General features: G+C 64.6%; 16 protein-coding genes and 1 pseudogene. 9 read left to right on the top strand and 8 right to left on the bottom strand.

Features of this window, described 5'->3' with window-relative positions; genetic code table 11:
- Window positions 1-15 precede the first annotated feature (15 nt).
- Window positions 16-924, top strand: coding sequence for an EamA family transporter (locus tag KVY23_RS15475; protein WP_206509019.1), 909 nt, complete (start codon window positions 16-18; stop codon window positions 922-924).
- A 28-nt stretch (window positions 925-952) separates the two neighbouring features.
- On the opposite strand, the gene KVY23_RS15470 is transcribed toward KVY23_RS15475, so the two are convergent.
- Entirely contained in the window at window positions 953-1,336 is a 384-nt protein-coding gene (locus KVY23_RS15470; RefSeq protein WP_230557340.1) for a nuclear transport factor 2 family protein, read from the bottom strand.
- 94 nt (window positions 1,337-1,430) lie between these two features.
- Between KVY23_RS15470 and KVY23_RS15465 the strand changes: the two genes are divergently transcribed.
- Complete coding sequence (locus KVY23_RS15465) at window positions 1,431-2,696, top strand: MurT ligase domain-containing protein (protein ID WP_075838475.1); 1,266 nt, start codon at window positions 1,431-1,433, stop codon at window positions 2,694-2,696.
- On the top strand, window positions 2,689-3,399 hold the full coding sequence (locus KVY23_RS15460; protein WP_230557339.1) for a type 1 glutamine amidotransferase: 711 nt from the start codon (window positions 2,689-2,691) through the stop codon (window positions 3,397-3,399). The genes KVY23_RS15465 and KVY23_RS15460 overlap by 8 nt, the downstream gene beginning before the upstream one ends.
- 18 nt (window positions 3,400-3,417) lie before the next feature.
- Here the strand turns inward: KVY23_RS15460 and KVY23_RS15455 are convergent, their stop codons facing one another.
- The 4 genes from KVY23_RS15455 to KVY23_RS15440 form a co-directional block, all read right to left on the bottom strand.
- Entirely contained in the window at window positions 3,418-4,440 is a 1,023-nt protein-coding gene (locus KVY23_RS15455) for a type IV toxin-antitoxin system AbiEi family antitoxin domain-containing protein (RefSeq protein WP_230557338.1), read from the bottom strand.
- 114 nt (window positions 4,441-4,554) lie between these two features.
- Window positions 4,555-5,172, bottom strand: coding sequence for a recombination mediator RecR (gene recR, locus KVY23_RS15450; protein ID WP_206509017.1), 618 nt, complete (start codon window positions 5,170-5,172; stop codon window positions 4,555-4,557).
- Window positions 5,173-5,182: 10 nt separating this feature from the next.
- Entirely contained in the window at window positions 5,183-5,524 is a 342-nt protein-coding gene (locus tag KVY23_RS15445; protein WP_075838479.1) for a YbaB/EbfC family nucleoid-associated protein, read from the bottom strand.
- 77 nt (window positions 5,525-5,601) lie between these two features.
- Entirely contained in the window at window positions 5,602-6,222 is a 621-nt protein-coding gene (locus KVY23_RS15440; protein WP_230557337.1) for a siderophore-interacting protein, read from the bottom strand.
- 210 nt (window positions 6,223-6,432) lie between these two features.
- Between KVY23_RS15440 and KVY23_RS15435 the strand changes: the two genes are divergently transcribed.
- The gene (locus KVY23_RS15435) at window positions 6,433-7,080 is read left to right on the top strand and encodes a hypothetical protein (RefSeq protein ID WP_230557336.1); all 648 of its coding nucleotides are present in this window, start codon (window positions 6,433-6,435) and stop codon (window positions 7,078-7,080) included.
- On the opposite strand, the gene KVY23_RS15430 is transcribed toward KVY23_RS15435, so the two are convergent.
- Complete coding sequence (locus KVY23_RS15430) at window positions 7,077-7,511, bottom strand: SRPBCC family protein (protein WP_075838481.1); 435 nt, start codon at window positions 7,509-7,511, stop codon at window positions 7,077-7,079. The two genes, KVY23_RS15435 and KVY23_RS15430, sit on opposite strands and share 4 nt — an antisense overlap.
- Window positions 7,512-7,774: 263 nt before the next feature.
- On the opposite strand from KVY23_RS15430, the gene KVY23_RS15425 reads away from it, so the two are divergent.
- On the top strand, window positions 7,775-9,223 hold the full coding sequence (locus KVY23_RS15425) for an FAD-binding oxidoreductase (RefSeq protein ID WP_374108727.1): 1,449 nt from the start codon (window positions 7,775-7,777) through the stop codon (window positions 9,221-9,223).
- Window positions 9,220-10,536, top strand: a complete 1,317-nt coding sequence (locus KVY23_RS15420) for a class I SAM-dependent methyltransferase (protein WP_230557335.1) — start codon at window positions 9,220-9,222, stop codon at window positions 10,534-10,536. Before KVY23_RS15425 ends, KVY23_RS15420 begins: the two co-directional genes overlap by 4 nt.
- Window positions 10,537-10,605: 69 nt before the next feature.
- Here the strand turns inward: KVY23_RS15420 and KVY23_RS15415 are convergent, their stop codons facing one another.
- Window positions 10,606-11,538, bottom strand: a complete 933-nt coding sequence (locus KVY23_RS15415) for an oxygenase MpaB family protein (protein ID WP_230557334.1) — start codon at window positions 11,536-11,538, stop codon at window positions 10,606-10,608.
- Window positions 11,539-11,589: 51 nt separating this feature from the next.
- Here KVY23_RS15415 and KVY23_RS15410 point away from each other — a divergent pair, with 51 nt between their 5' ends.
- The 3 genes and pseudogenes from KVY23_RS15410 to KVY23_RS15400 all read left to right on the top strand — a co-directional run.
- The gene (locus tag KVY23_RS15410; RefSeq protein ID WP_206509014.1) at window positions 11,590-12,168 is read left to right on the top strand and encodes a TetR/AcrR family transcriptional regulator; all 579 of its coding nucleotides are present in this window, start codon (window positions 11,590-11,592) and stop codon (window positions 12,166-12,168) included.
- Between the two features lie 31 nt (window positions 12,169-12,199).
- Window positions 12,200-12,460, top strand: a complete 261-nt coding sequence (locus KVY23_RS15405) for an acyl-CoA-binding protein (protein ID WP_075838484.1) — start codon at window positions 12,200-12,202, stop codon at window positions 12,458-12,460.
- A 42-nt stretch (window positions 12,461-12,502) separates the two neighbouring features.
- A pseudogene (locus KVY23_RS15400) lies at window positions 12,503-14,785 on the top strand (FdhF/YdeP family oxidoreductase); the annotation flags it as partial.
- A gap of 30 nt (window positions 14,786-14,815) precedes the next feature.
- Here KVY23_RS15400 and KVY23_RS15395 read toward each other — a convergent pair.
- Window positions 14,816-15,484 (bottom strand): GntR family transcriptional regulator, encoded by a 669-nt coding sequence (locus KVY23_RS15395; RefSeq protein ID WP_230557332.1) that lies wholly within the window; start codon window positions 15,482-15,484, stop codon window positions 14,816-14,818.
- Window positions 15,485-15,568 lie beyond the last annotated feature (84 nt).

Below are 15,568 nucleotides of genomic sequence, written 5' to 3'. Positions count from 1 at the left end.
TCCACCATGGATCACGTGAACACACGCGACCGCCTCCTCGGACTGACCGTCGCCGTGCTGTGGGGACTGAACTTCCTCGCCATCCGCGTCGGACTCGACCACTTCCCACCGTTCTTCTTCGCTGGACTGCGCTTCCTGGTCATCGCCGTCCCCGTACTCCTTTTCGTGCGACGCCCCGATGTCCCGATCAAGTGGCTGCTGCTGTACGGCTTCGGGTTCGGATTCGCCCAGTTCGCATTCCTCTTCGCCGCGATGAACGCCGGCATGCCCACCGGTCTCGCCTCCCTCGTGCTGCAATCCTCGGCACCGTTCACCATCGTTCTCGGCGCGCTTCTACTGCGGGAACACGTGAGCCGACGCCAGATCCTCGGTATCACCATCGCCATCGCCGGTATGTGTCTCATCGGATACGACCGCTCGCAGGCAGCCTCACTCGTTCCCGTTGTCCTGACGCTGCTCGCGGGACTGGGCTGGGCTTTCGGCAACCTGGGCAACCGCCTGGCGAAGTCGACCGAACCGATGCGACTGATGTTGTGGATGTGCGTCGTCCCGCCGATCCCGATGCTCGCCCTGTCCGCAGCCACCGAGGGACCGACAACCGGGTGGCGCGCGCTCGCAGAGTCGTTCAGCGCAACCGGGTGGCCCGCGCTTGCCGGACTGGCCTACATCGTGCTCGTGGGCACCATCGCTGGATCAGGCCTGTGGACCGTGCTCATCAGCCGCAACCCCGCTGGAGTCGTCGCACCGTTCTCACTGCTGGTCCCCGTCGTCGGAATCGGGGCGGCGTGGATATTCCTGGCCGAGATACCCACCGTGCTGTCACTGATCGGGGCAGCCGTCGTCATCGTCGGGAGCGTGGGAGGAATGGCAAGCAGGCGCGCCGCCGCAGCCCCCGCGCCGTTGGCCGAGCCACTGCGGGTGTGATGTCGCCGACTGCGATCTGGGCATTCCGTCAGTTTCCAGAAAGCTGGACCAGATCCTCGGGCGACCAATACGCCCGCATCGATGTGATTCTGCCGTCGTCGTCGAATTCCATCACGTCGATGGGTGCCACTTCGAACGTGTTCTCCCCGAATTTGGACACCAGCCTGAAGTGGAAAGCCGCAGAGTTGGAAGCGATCTTGCACGCGAGGAGTTCCGCCGACTGCTCCAAGGGCTCCAGCACCGCGTAGAACTCCCTGATCGCCTGCTCGGTCGTCCTGACCTCGGTACCGACCGGATCTTCCACGGTCGCTCCCTCGGCGTACAGGGCAAGAATGTCATCGACGGTCCCATGCGCGACGGCCTGGACATAGGCGTCGACGGTCTTACGGACGACATCGGCAGCTGGGACCATGCGAGTTCCTTTCTAGAACCTGTTTCAGTCAACATAGCGGGTGGCGCCACATTACGAGGAGAGTCGAGCCGGATGTTTGTGCCAGACTCGGCGCATGGTTCGAACGGGTGAGCGCAGAGCGGCAATCGGTGCGCGCGGCCGATTGGCGCTGCGGGCGGCGGAAGCAGCGAGATGGGCGTCACGCAAGGCAGGGCGCGGTAAAGGATCGATGATCGGTGGCCTCGTCGCCCTCAAAATCGACCCGGACATCCTCACCGGGCTCGGATCGGGGCGTCGTACCGTCGTCATCACCGGAACCAACGGCAAGTCGACGACGACGAGGATGGCCGCTGCCGCACTCGCCACGCTCGGCGAGGTCGCCACGCAGGCCGACGGAGCGAACATGGATGCCGGCATCGTCGCGGCTCTGCACGCCAACTTCGACGCACCGCTCGCCGCGCTCGAAGTCGACGAACTCCACGTACCGCACGTGTGCGACGCCGTCTCACCCGCGGCCGTCGTCCTACTCAACCTCAGCCGCGATCAGCTCGACCGTGTCGGCGAGATCAACATGATCGAACGGAAACTCCGCGCCGGGCTGGCGCGGCACCCCGAGACCGTCGTCATCGCCAACTGCGATGACGTCCTCGTCACCTCGGCCGCCTACGACGCCCCCAATGTCGTCTGGGTGGCGGCCGGTGGCGGCTGGGCCGGCGACTCGGTCAGCTGCCCGCGCACCGGCGAACCCATCGTCTGGGACGGCGCGCACTGGTACAGCACCGGATCGGATTTCCAGCGGCCGGAACCGGACTGGTGGCTCGACGACGACTATCTCTACGGCCCCGACGGGCTGAAGATCCCGATGACATTGGCGCTGCCGGGCCGGGCGAACCGCGGCAACGCAGCCCAGGCCGTCGCCGCCGCAGTGACGCTCGGCACCGCGCCCTCCGATGCCGTCGCGGCCGCAGCAGGCGTCGAGGAAGTCGCGGGCCGATACTCCACAGTTCAATACGGATCGCACTCGGTGCGGTTGCTCCTGGCGAAAAATCCCGCCGGGTGGCAGGAGGCCCTGTCGATGATCGACCCCACCGTGGACGGTCTCGTGATCGCCGTCAACGGGCAGGTCCCCGACGGGGAGGATCTGTCGTGGTTGTGGGACGTGCGCTTCGAGCACTTCGAGAACGTGGCCGTCGTCGCCTCCGGTGAGCGTGCCACCGATCTCGGCGTGCGGTTGCTCTACGCCGGTTCGCCGCACACCACCGTCGCGGACCCACTCGCTGCCATCGCATCCTGTCCGCCGGGACGCGTCGAGGTCTTGGCCAACTACACCGCGTTCCGCGACCTCGGGCGCGCACTCGCACGCGAGGTGAGCGATGTCTGAGTCCACTGTCCGCATCGGTCTCGTGCTACCCGACGTCATGGGTACCTACGGGGACAACGGCAACGCCCTGATCCTGCGCCAGCGGTTGCGCATGCGCGATATCGACGCCGAAGTCGTGCACATCACGCTCAATGATCCCGTTCCGGAATCGTGCGAAGTCTACACCCTGGGCGGAGCCGAGGATTCAGCGCAACGCCTGGCCACCCGCCACCTGACGAAGTATCCCGGGCTGCAGAAAGCGGCGGAGCGGGGCGTTCCGGTTCTCGCGATCTGCGCGGCGATCCAGGTACTCGGGCACTGGTACGAGACCTCCGCGGGTGAACGCGTGGACGGCATTTCGATGTTCGATGTCACCACCGCACCGCAGGAGAAGCGATCCATCGGGGAGGTCGTGAGCGAACCTTTCCTCGACGGTCTGAGCGCAAAGCTCACCGGGTTCGAGAACCACCGCGGTGGAACCACTCTCGGCCTCGACGCAGCTCCGCTGGCGAAGGTCACCTCCGGTGTGGGCAACGGCGTCGGCGACGGACGCGAGGGCGTCGTGCAGGGGTCGGTGATCGGCACGTACATGCACGGCCCCGTGCTCGCGCGGAATCCGGAACTGGCGGACTACCTGCTGGAGAAGGCCCTGGGCACCCGGTTGGCGCCCCTTGATCTGCCGGAGGTAACCCAGCTCCGGAGGGAGCGGCTCCGCCACATGTGAGTGGAAATACATAGCCCGCTATGTACTTTCACTCACATGCGCGCAGCGCCTGCAGGGAAAAGACACATCACTCCATCCCTCCCGCACGAGCACTGCCCGGACCTCCCCGTAGACCGCGCAGGGATCCTTCGTCACGTCGTCCCAGCCGTAGGACAGGCGCGGGAGATTGCGCAACTCGGCTGAGTTGTCCCGTCTTCGGTCTCGGAATCTTCGCTGCTTCGCGCTGTGGAAGGCCTGGCCGTCGAGCCTGACGATGAGCCCGAACTGCTCGTAGAGCACATCCTCGAACAGGACGCGGCCGTCGACGTGATGGGGCGCCTGACGCGTCGCCGTCGGAAGTCCGTGCGCCTGTTCGACGTCGAGGACATACCTGTGTTCGAGGACGGAATGCACCCCTTCGCCGAGCAGGACGACGGTGTCGAACAGCGCTCGCCGGTAGCGCCGAGGCCGACGAAGCTCGAGTTTGCGGCGCATGAGGTCCACCGACACAGCACCCGAGGCCATCGCCGACACCATGCAGATCATCGCCTCTCTGGCTGCCGGTTGGGCCACCGCGAGGTCCAGGACGGTATCGGGTTTGCCAGTTCGTAGCGGGTTCGTGCCGGCTCCGATGTGTGCCATGGCTCGCGACCTGTGCACCTCGACGCCCGGATGGATGACCTCGTGCGCAGTGGCTGTGAATCTTCGATCTGCGTGGCGCAACGTCGGCGGCTGACTGATCGCGGAACAGCCGTACGGGACCGTCACGTGTACCGGCCCCTCCGTCGGTCGTGAGATCCCCCATGCCTCGGCTGCGGTGTCATGGCTCAACAGTGCTCTCGGCCCCGCGTAGAGGAGAGCCGCCGACAACTGCATCTCGCGCGTCAGCGGGCCGTTCGTGACGGCGAAGACTCCCCGGAAGACTCGCAGCCATTGGCCGGTCTCGACCGCGTGTCTGATCGACTCACGGTTCTCGCCCAGACCGTAGAGCTGCCGGGTCGTCAGGATGCCGCATTGCTCGTCGAGATGTTCCTGCAAGCGGCCGCTCGGTCTGGTGTCCATGAAGGCACAGCATGCCCGACGGGCGGGCCGCCCGAGGGTGCAAATCGCCGGTTATCCACAGCCTGTGGATAACCGGATGTGAGTGGAAATACTTGTCCTGCTATGTATTTCCACTCACATGCCGCGGAGCGGCCTACGACCCGTCAATGCCCGGCCCAGGGTGAGCTCGTCGGCGAACTCGAGGTCGCCGCCCATCGGCAGACCGGAGGCGAGTCGGGTGATGGACAGCCCGGGGAAATCGCGCATCGTCCGGACGAGATAGGTGGCGGTCGCTTCACCCTCGGTGTTGGGATCGGTGGCGATGATGACCTCCGCGACATCTACCCCGTCGTCCTGGTTTCCGAGTCGGATCAGCAGTTCTCGGATGCGGAGTTGATCAGGCCCCACTCCGTTCAGCGGATCGAGCGCGCCGCCGAGCACGTGGTAGCGGCCCTTGAACTCGCGCGTGCGTTCCACTGCCTGAACGTCCTTGGGTTCTTCCACGACGCAGATGATGCTGCGGTCGCGGCGCGGATCGGCGCAGATCCGGCACAGCTCCTTGTCCGATACCGTGCCGCACATGGTGCAGAACTGGACGCCGTCCCGCACTCGCTGCAGCGCCTTGATCAGCCGCTCGACCTCCGGCGGTTCTACGCCCAGGAGGTGAAAGGCGATGCGCTGAGCGCTTTTCGGGCCTACACCCGGCATCTTGCCGAGTTCGTCTATCAGATCCTGAACAGGACCTTCGTACACGCGGTGCGCCCTAGAAGCCGGGAAGGCCGAGCGAACCCCCGCCGAGCCCACCCGCCAGCGGACCCAGCTTCTCGGCAGCCAACGCTGATGCCGACTTCGATGCGTCGGCCACTGCTCCGATGATCAGGTCCTGCAGGGTCTCGACATCGTCGGGGTCGACCACCTTGGGGTCGATGGAAAGTCCGACGAGCTCGCCGGTTCCCCGCACCGTCGCAGAGACCAGTCCGCCGCCTGCTTGCCCGGTCACCTCGGTGCCGGCGATCTCGGCCTGTGCCGCCATCAACTGCTGCTGCATCTGCTGCGCCTGCGCCATGATGGACGCCATGTCGGGCTGCTGGTCACCGGGTTGCACTGGTGGTCCTCTCGGTCGGTAGTTCGCTCGCTACGCCGCCCACCGTTTTCGGGGCGCCCGCACGCGTGAGCACCAGCCTAACTGCGCCGCTGGCCGGCGTTGTCCGCCCAGTATCCGAAGACCCTCGTGTCGGACTCGGGGAGCCCTGCGGCGAGGCACGTTGCCCGGATCTCGTCCATCCTGCGGGTCTCTCCGGCAGCCCAGACGGTGGCGCTCGAGTCCAGTTCCACTCGGCGCGCCGCGGTGACGAGCGGGTCGAAACCCATGTCGACATGGAAGCTGACGACCCCGACTCCGGCCACGACGGGCAGATCGGCGATATGGCGGGGGTCCCGGGTGTCCAGCCACATCGTGCCCGGCACCCCTGCCGGCCACTGGGCGAGGATCGCGCGAACTGCGGAGATCGACGACTCGTCGGCGAAGATCAGCACTCGACGTCCGTCGGCGAAGTTCGGCATGTATCCCACATCGGGCTGGGCAAGACGCGTCCGGGATCCGATCTCGACCGAATCGAGCCACTTGTTCATGATCGTGCTCTCGGGGCCGGGAGTGAGATCGAGTTCGAGGATTCCACGTTCGGCGTCGTAGCGACGAACGGTGTAGTCGACACGAGAACAACCCGGAAAATGCAGCCAAGTCGCGATGGCCTCTTCGCCCCAGCTCGGTTCCAGCGTCACCGAGGTGAGCATGGACGTCATCCGTACCAGTCCTGGTCGCGGTCGGTGCATCGCAAGTGTCTGCAGTGTCGGCACGGCTGATTCGGCAGACCGATCGGGCAGCTCCATACTGGCCCCCCTCGGTTCGCGGACCGCTCGCTCGCGCACCATTGAAGCTTGCCATGAACTGCTCGCGCCCGCGGGGTTCACTCGACAAGGCCGCGATGAGGCCTGCCGTCGTATGCTGCGTGTATGCACGACCCGAAGCCGCTCCGAGCGTCGCGTCGTCGGGTGACTCCGGAGAGCCTCATCGAGGCGGGGATCGAACTCACCCTGCCGAAGGTCACCGTCAAGGCCATGGCCGAGAAGATCGGCGTGAGCATCGTCGCGATCTACAACCACATCGAGGGCGTCGAGACGCTCCGCACGCTCATCGCCGAGGAAATTCTGGCGCGCTGGCAATTTCCCATGCCTACCGAGGCCGACACGCTCGAAGAGGCGCTGATGCACATGAGCGTGGAGCTGCGGGCTCTCGTGCACCGCAATCCTGGTATCGCCCGCTACCTGCTAGACCTCGATGCCGACTCACCCAACGCGCTGGCTCGAATAGATGCCGTCGAGCAGCGGTACGCCACCCTGTTCGAGTTGAATCCGATGCAGGCGCGTTGGGCGGTGAGCACGGTGTCCGAACACGCGATCGCCTTGGCCGAGATGATTCACACACCGAACCGGCGATCCGAGGACAGCGAAGCCATGTTGGCGCGCACCGACCTGACGCTCATTCCGTTGACCGTCGACGGAAAGGTACGGGACTCGGACACGGAGTTCGAGTGGTCGATGCGTGCCGTCATCATGGGTACCGCGGTCGTCATCGGCCACCCGCGGTTCGCAACCTATTAGTGGACGTGCTTTTCCAGGTTGGTCAGCGTCTGCGCTTGGATCGCGTTCAGTCCGCGCGGCGCGAAGATCTTTTCGAAGAAGCCCCCGATACCGCCCGCACCATCCCATTCGGTCAGCACGGTCACCTCGCTTCCTGAACCCGACGGGGCGACGGTCCAGGTGGTGACCAGGGACGAGTTCGCGTCCCGTTCGACTACCTGCATACCCTCGACCGTCACGGACATCTTCATGTTTCGCGAACGCTTGGAGGTGGCCTGCAGAATCCACTGGACGACAGTTCCGGATCCCTGCCCGCCTTCCACGACGGCGTAATCACGGTATTGCTCGGGCAGGATGCGGGGACGAACGGTCTCGTAGTCTGCGAGCGCCGCCAGAACTCGGTCCGGTGCCTGAGCAATGGTCTTCGACGTGCTGGCCGTAACTTTTCCCACTGACATGTCTCCCTAGATCGTGTGCTGCTGTTGGTTCTGCGTCCATCCTGCCCTTCTCGTGGCAGAGCGGAAACCGAGCAGGCGAGTGGGTGTGACATGCTTCACCAAATATTTTTAGCAGTGCAAATGACTTGCATGTTTCATGCATCTGCGCATCAAATGTCCGTTTCTACACGGAGTCTCGAACAACATTTGGGTGAAGTTTCGCTCGCCGTCGCACATTCTCGGTAGCCCGCACCGGGCAGCGGCGATAGCGTCTCCCTGTGGCTCCTGCATTGGCACTACCGAGACGACGATCCGCTCCTCGCGAATGCGGCTTCGCCGCGCATCGCACCGGCGTCGAACGGCTGCTCGACAGTTACCGAGCGATCCCGGCGGACGCAACCGTCCGGCTCGCGAAGAAGACATCCAACCTCTTTCGCGCCCGCGCCGAACCGACCGCACCTGGGCTCGACGTATCGGGGCTGACGACGGTCATCGCGGTCGATGCCCAGAACAGGACCGCCGACGTCGCCGGCATGTGCACCTACGAGGACCTCGTCGCTGCCACCCTCCCCTACGGTCTGGCTCCGCTCGTCGTACCCCAGCTCAAGACCATCACACTCGGCGGCGCCGTCACCGGCCTCGGCATCGAGAGCACGTCCTTTCGTAACGGACTTCCACACGAATCGGTCCTCGAGATGGACGTGCTCACCGGTAGTGGAGAGATCGTCACCGCGACACCCGACGGCGACCACTCCGCATTGTTCTGGGGCTTTCCCAACTCGTACGGCACGCTCGGATACGCGACGCGGCTGAAGATCCGACTCGAACCTGTGCTGCCGTATGTCGCACTGCGACACCTCCGGTTTCACGATCTCGACAGCATGCAGCAGGCGATGGACGAGATCGCCTCGGACCGGTCCTACGACGGCGTCGACGTCCATTACCTCGACGGCGTGGTCTTCTCGGAAAGCGAGAGCTACCTGACGCTCGGCATCCAGACCGCCGCGACGGGTCCCGTGTCCGATTATCGCTCCGGATCCGAGATCTACTACCGCTCGATTCAGCACGACGGCAATGCACCCAAGACGGACCGTCTGACAATCCACGATTACCTGTGGCGGTGGGACACGGACTGGTTCTGGTGCTCGCGCGCATTCGGCACCCAGAACCCCAGAATTCGACGCTTCTGGCCCACCAAGTATCGCCGGTCGAGCTTCTACTGGAAACTCGTTGCGCTCGACCGGAAGTACGACATCGCCGACCGCCTCGAGGCCCGCAAGGGCAACCCGCCACGTGAGCGCGTCGTCCAGGACGTCGAGGTGCCCATCGAGAACACCGCATCGTTCCTGCGGTGGTTCCTCGACGAAGTTCCGATCGAACCGCTGTGGCTGTGCCCGCTGAGGCTTCGCGAACCGGCGCCGCCGGGCGCCGACGCCGCACGCCCGTGGCCCCTCTACCCCCTCGAACCGAAACGAACCTACGTCAATATCGGGTTCTGGTCCTCGGTCCCCGTCGTTGCCGGTGAGCCCGAAGGCGCCACCAACCGGGCCATCGAACACAAGGTCACCCATTTCGACGGACACAAGTCGCTCTACTCGGATGCGTATTACACCCAGGCGGAATTCTCCGAACTGTACGGCGGCGAAAGAAGCGCGGAGCTGAAGAAAAGGTACGACCCTCATTCACGGTTATCGACCATGTATGCAAAGGCGGTGCTAAGAAAATGACGACGTTCAAAGAACCCACTACACGAGATGTGACCCGCGCCCACAAGCTCACCATCTCGGAGATTCTCGAAACCCTTTCCGAGGGCAACATCCCCCTGCGCTTCACCGCGTACGACGGTAGTGCCGCCGGGCCCGAGGACGCCGCTATCGGCCTCAACCTCAATTCCCCACGCGGGACGACCTACCTCGTTACCGCACCCGGCGATCTCGGCATGGCGCGGGCCTACGTCTCCGGCGACCTCGAACCCGTCGGAGTTCACCCCGGCGACCCGTACGACATGCTGCGGCTGATCAGCGACGAACTGCACTTTCGACGCCCCGGTGCACTGACGTTGGCATCGATCACTCGGTCGCTCGGGTGGGATCTGCTTCGGCCCATCGCACCACCGCCGCAGGAGGTGGTACCGCGGTGGCGTCGGATCGCGGAAGGCCTGCGCCACTCGAAGACTCGTGACGCCGATTCGATCTCGCATCACTACGATGTCTCCAACACCTTCTACGAGTACGTGCTCGGGCCGTCGATGACGTACACCTGCGCGACGTACACCTCCCCCGAGGACACTCTCGAGGCCGCGCAGGAGAACAAGTATCGACTCGTCTTCGAGAAGCTGGGCCTGAAGGAGGGCGATCGACTTCTCGATATCGGTTGTGGCTGGGGCGGAATGGTTCGCTACGCCGCACGTCGCGGGGTTCGGGCGATCGGTGCCACGCTGTCGAAGGAGCAGGCGGCGTGGGCGCAGCAGGCCATCGCGGACGAAGGGCTGTCAGATCTGGCCGAGGTTCGTTTCTCGGACTATCGCGACGTCACCGAGACCGAGTTCGACGCGGTCTCCTCCATCGGACTCACCGAACACATCGGCGTGCACAACTACCCGGCGTATTTCGGGTCGATCAAGTCCAAGCTTCGGGTCGGTGGCCGGGTGCTCAACCATTGCATCACCCGTCCGGACAACCGTGCCCATGCGCGCGCCGGATCGTTCATCGACCGATATGTCTTCCCCGATGGTGAGCTCACGGGCTCGGGTCGCATCATCACCGAGATGCAGGACGTGGGGCTGGAAGTTCGGCACGAGGAGAATCTCCGCGAGCACTACGCGCTCACCCTGAAAGCGTGGTGCGAGAACCTGGTGGAGAACTGGGACGCCTGCGTCGCCGAAGCCGGTGTGGGCACCGCACGTGTGTGGGGTCTGTACATGGCCGGATCGCGGCTCGGATTCGAACGCAACGTCGTTCAGCTGCACCAGGTGCTGGGCGTCAAGCTCGGCAGCAAGGGCGAGGCAGATTTGCCACTGCGCCCCTGGTGGGAGGGGTGAGGCGGCTCCGCCGCATGTGAGTGAAAATACATAGCTGGCTATGTATTTTCACTCACATGTGCGAAGCACCTAAGGGCTGTAGTGCTTCGGATCGTCGCGGGAGGCCAGCGGCGGGAGATTGCGCGCGGGCGTCTGCGGCAGCGGTGAGTCGGCGGCCACTCGGCCGAGCGCTCGATCCCAACCTGCCCGGCCGCGTGGATGCATGCGGTAGCGCGGCGGCACCAGCTTGAAAAGCGCATCGACCACTTTGCCGGTGATACGGAACAACCGCTCGTCGCGCGCGGTCCAGGTGTAGCCCAACAGATCGCGCACCGGTTGCTCGTACAACCCGACGGTGAGCCAGACGAACCCTCGGGCGATCGGCCTGCGAAAAACGGACCACACGCGCTCGGGCATCCACAACGCATAGGGCGGCGGGCCCAGGTTCGACAGATCCAGCACGTCGCGGGTGGCCTTGTTGTCCTCGAGCACCTCGGTGCACATGTGCCTCCAGTACTCCTGGAAATCCTCCCACGTCTGTGGCACCGGTTTCATGCTCATGCCGTAGAGCCGGTACCACTGGATGTGCTCGGTGAACAGTTGCCGTTTCTGCGCCTCGGTGAGGCCTCCCATGAAGTGGTCGGCGGTAAGGATCGTGCCCATGAAGAACGTGGCATGGGCCCAGTAGAAGGTGTCGGGATCGAGCGCATGGTAGCGCCGCCCCTTCGCGTCGACGCCCTTGATGTTGTCGTGGTAGCCACGCACCTGCAGGGCTGTCTGCTCCGCTCGATCGCCGTCGAACACCACTCCCCCGATGGGATACAGCGATCGGTACAGCCGTTGCCAACGCTCGTCGAAGAAGATCGAGTGCTGCTCGACGCCGGCTCCGAGGCCGGGGTGCATGTTCTGCATCGACCCAGCCCAGATGCCCTGCAGCATCCCCCTCCAGTCTCCGAAGTACTTCCATGTCAGCGATTCCGGCCCCAGAGGCACCGGTCGCTCGCCACCCGACTGACTACGCATGTTGTCAGACTATGATCTGACAACACCTGTAGTCAATGGCTTGGGAGAACGGTGAATCTCGACGAACGACGACAACGACGACACGAAGCACTGCTCACCGCGGGTGTTGCCTTGCTCGGAGCCAGCGATGGACCGTCGGTCTCCGTCCGCGCGGCATGCCGCAGCGCCGGGCTCACCGAGCGATACTTCTACGAGAGCTTCGCCGACCGCGACGCCTACGTTCGCGCCGTCTACGCCCACGTCGGCGAACAGGCGCGCACCGCCATCGCCGCTGCCGCTGCAAGCGAACCGGCCGATATCCCCGAGGCCGCTGTTCGCGCATTCGTCGAACTGGTCCTCGATCACCCCAGCGTCGGACGTGTCCTGTTGTTGGCACCGCTGACCGAGCCCGCCATCGGCGGCAGTGGCCTCGCGTTGGTTCCCAGCTTCGTCGAACTGGTGCGACCACACCTGAGTGCCGGTGACGACGACGAGCGACACCTCGTCGCGGTCGGTGTCGTCGGCGCCCTGACGGCTTTGTTCGTCGGCTATCTCGACGGCACCATCACCACCGCGCGCGAGAAATTTCTCGCGCATTGCGTGCGACTCGTCGCCGACGCCGGTGCACGTCCGTCGACCTCCGTGCCATGATCGACACACCCGACACTCAAGGAGCACACACATGTCCGATCTCGACGCGGCTTTCCAACAGGCACAGGTGGACGTCAAGACCCTGACGTCCAAGCCCAGCAACGACGATCTGCTGCGCCTGTACTCGTTGTTCAAGCAGGGCACGAAAGGCGATGTCGACGGCAAACGGCCGGGTAGATTGGACATGGTAAACCGCGCCAAGTACGACGCCTGGGCGAAACTCGAAGGCACGAGCCAAGATTCCGCCAAGCAGTCGTACATCGACCTGGTTACTGGCCTTCTCGGCAAGTAAGCAGGGCCACTGCGCGCGGACCCGGACTCGAAAAGGATCGGTATGCGCATTCACGACGAGGCCGACTCTGCGCTAGGCGGGTCCGGCGACGAGACCCGGTTGCGTGTGGAGAAACCCAAGACGCACGCTGCGGGACCCGTCGCCGTTGCCGTCTCACTCAAGCGAGCACTGGGCCACATGGGCCCGGTGCGCACCGCGAGGACACTCCTCGATCTCAATCAGGCCGAGGGTTTCGACTGCATGAGCTGCGCGTGGCCCGACCCGGACCCGGGCCACCGCCACGCCGCCGAGTTCTGCGAGAACGGCGCCAAGGCAGTCGCCGAGGAAGCAACCACCACGCGGGCCACGCCGGAGTTCTTCGCGCGACACAGCATCGACGATCTCGACGCGCGGTCCGAACACTGGCTCGGCCAGCAGGGACGCATCACGCATCCGATGGTCAAACGCCCCGGCGGCCGCTTCTACGAACCCATCGCATGGGAGGATGCGTTCTCCCTGATCGGTGATCAGCTTCGGGCCCTCGACAGTCCGGACGAGGCAATTTTCTACACCTCCGGGCGGGCGTCGAACGAGTCCGCGTTCGTCTACCAGCTTTTCGCTCGTGCGTTCGGGACCAACAATCTGCCGGATTGTTCCAACATGTGTCACGAGTCGACCTCGGTTGCACTGCAGGAAACCATCGGAATCGGCAAGGCCAGCGTCACCCTGGACGATGTCTACGACGCCCAGCTCATCGTCATAGCCGGCCAGAATCCGGGCACCAATCATCCCCGCATGCTGTCCGCTCTCGAGAAGGCGAAGCAGAACGGCGCGAGAATTCTGACGATCAATCCGCTGCGCGAGGCCGGACTGGTCAATTTCAAGAATCCTCAGACTCCGCGTGGGATGGTCGGTCCCGGAACCGATCTATCCGATTTTCACCTACCGATCAGGGGCAACGGTGACCTCGCTCTGTTCCAGGCCATCGGGTCACTGCTGGTCGAGTGGGACGCCATCGATCACGAGTTCGTCGAGCAGTACACGACGGGCTTCGAGAGATGGCGGTCCAATGTCACCGCCGTCGACTGGGACGTCGTCACCACATCGACAGGGCTGACCCGGCAACAGATCACCGAAGCCGCGCAGATGCTGCGCGAGTCCACGGCCACAGTCTTCTGCTGGGCGATGGGACTGACACAGCACCGCAACGCCGTCGCCACCATCAAGGAAGTCACCAATCTCGCGTTCGCGCAGGGCAACATCGGCAAGCGCGGCGCGGGGCTGCTCCCGGTTCGGGGGCACTCGAATGTGCAGGGCGACCGCACGATGGGTATTTGGGAGCGCGTACCGAAACATTTCCTCGACGCCCTGGAGAAAGAGTTCGGATTCGACCCACCTCGCGAGCACGGTCTCGACACCGTGGATTCGATTCGGGCGATGCGCGACGGCAAGGCGCGGTTCTTTCTCGGCCTGGGCGGCAATTTCGTGCAGGCGACACCGGACTCGAATGTCACGTTCGACGCGATGCGTGGCCTGCGGATGACGGTGCACATTTCCACGAAGATCAATCGCTCGCACCTGGTCACCGGGGATACCGCGCTCATTCTGCCGACGCTCGGACGCACCGAGAAGGATGTGCAGAAGTCCGGCGAGCAGTGGATCTCCGTGGAGGATTCGACATGCTCGGTGCATTCTTCACGCGGGCCATTGAAGCCTGCGAGCGAGAATCTGAAGTCCGAGGTCGCTATTGTCACCGGCATCGCCGAGGCAACACTGGGTGGCCGCCACGGCATTGCTTGGAAAGCCATGCGGGAGGACTACCGGAGCATTCGCGCACATATCTCGCGAGTGGTGCAGGGCTGCGATGGCTACGAGGTCAACGTGCGACGCCCCGGCGGGTTCGTGCTTCCGCATCCGCCCCGCGACTCACGCACGTTCGACACCGCCTCCGGCAAGGCTGAATTCACGACCTCGCCGATCGAGGTGCTTCATGTGCCAGAGGGGCATCTGCTGCTCCAGACGTTGCGAAGCCACGATCAGTTCAACACGACCATCTATGGTCTGAGCGATCGCTACCGCGGGATCGAGGGCGGTAGGCGCGTGGTGTTCGTCCACCGCGAGGACATTGCTGCGCTGGGTTTGCGTGACGGCGAGATGGTCGATCTGGTCACCAGGTGGGAGGGCGACAAGCTCGAACGACGCGCGTCGAGGTTCCGGATTGTCGAGTACGACACTCCACGCGGGTGCGTCGCCGCGTACTACCCGGAGACCAACCCACTGGTCCCGCTCGACTCGACTGCGGTCGGTAGCAACTGCCCTACGTCGAAGTCCGTGGTGATCGAGATGGTTCCCTCTCGTTCCGCCGACTCGGACTGATCAGGTCCAGACGCCGGCCTGTTCGAGGTGGGCGATCAAGCGCTCGGCTCCGTCGGTGAACTGGCTACGCATCAGCTCACCGACTGCGCCGTGGTCACCGCGCGTGAATGCCGAGAGCAGGGCGTCATGATTGCGGACGGACTCGCGGCCCCACGCCGGATCCGCGGCGTACAGCCTCGCCGGGGTGTATCGGATCGCGCCGAAGAGGAACCACGCGAGTTTCGGTCCACCGGCGAGTCTGTTGATGAAGCGATGGAACTCGAACTCGCAGGATTCGACGGCGTCCGCGTCTGCTCTTGCGACGGCCTCCCGGACGCGGTCGTTGAGACCCGACAGCTGCTCGATCTGGGCCGCGGTGATGACCCGCGCCGCGCGACGTGCCAGCGTGCTGGCGATGGTGCCCTGGAGCCAAAAGATGTCCTCGACATCCTCGCGGCGTAGCTCGCCCACGCGATAGCCGCGCCGAGGGATCTGCTCGACCAGCCCTTCACCACGCAGGGTGACCAGCGCCTCCCGCACGGGGGTTGCGCTGACGCCGAGTTCGGCTGCGGTGTCCTCGATTCGGACGAACGAGCCGGGGCGCAGCGCGCCGGACATGATCTGGCTGCGGAGGTGCCCCGCGACTTCCTCGGACAGTTGGGGCCTGCGAAGCAGCACGGTCGCCGTCACGGTCCGTCGGTCGTGCCGACGACGGGTGTAACCCAGCGAGCGAGAGCCGCCTGCTCCGGGGTGAAGTCGATACTCGTCACGAAG

Source organism: Rhodococcus sp. I2R, assembly GCF_020889545.1.
In the GTDB taxonomy this organism is placed as follows: domain Bacteria; phylum Actinomycetota; class Actinomycetes; order Mycobacteriales; family Mycobacteriaceae; genus Rhodococcoides.
The sequence above is the reverse complement of the archived record's forward strand: the minus strand, read 5'-3'. Positions and strand labels throughout refer to the sequence as shown.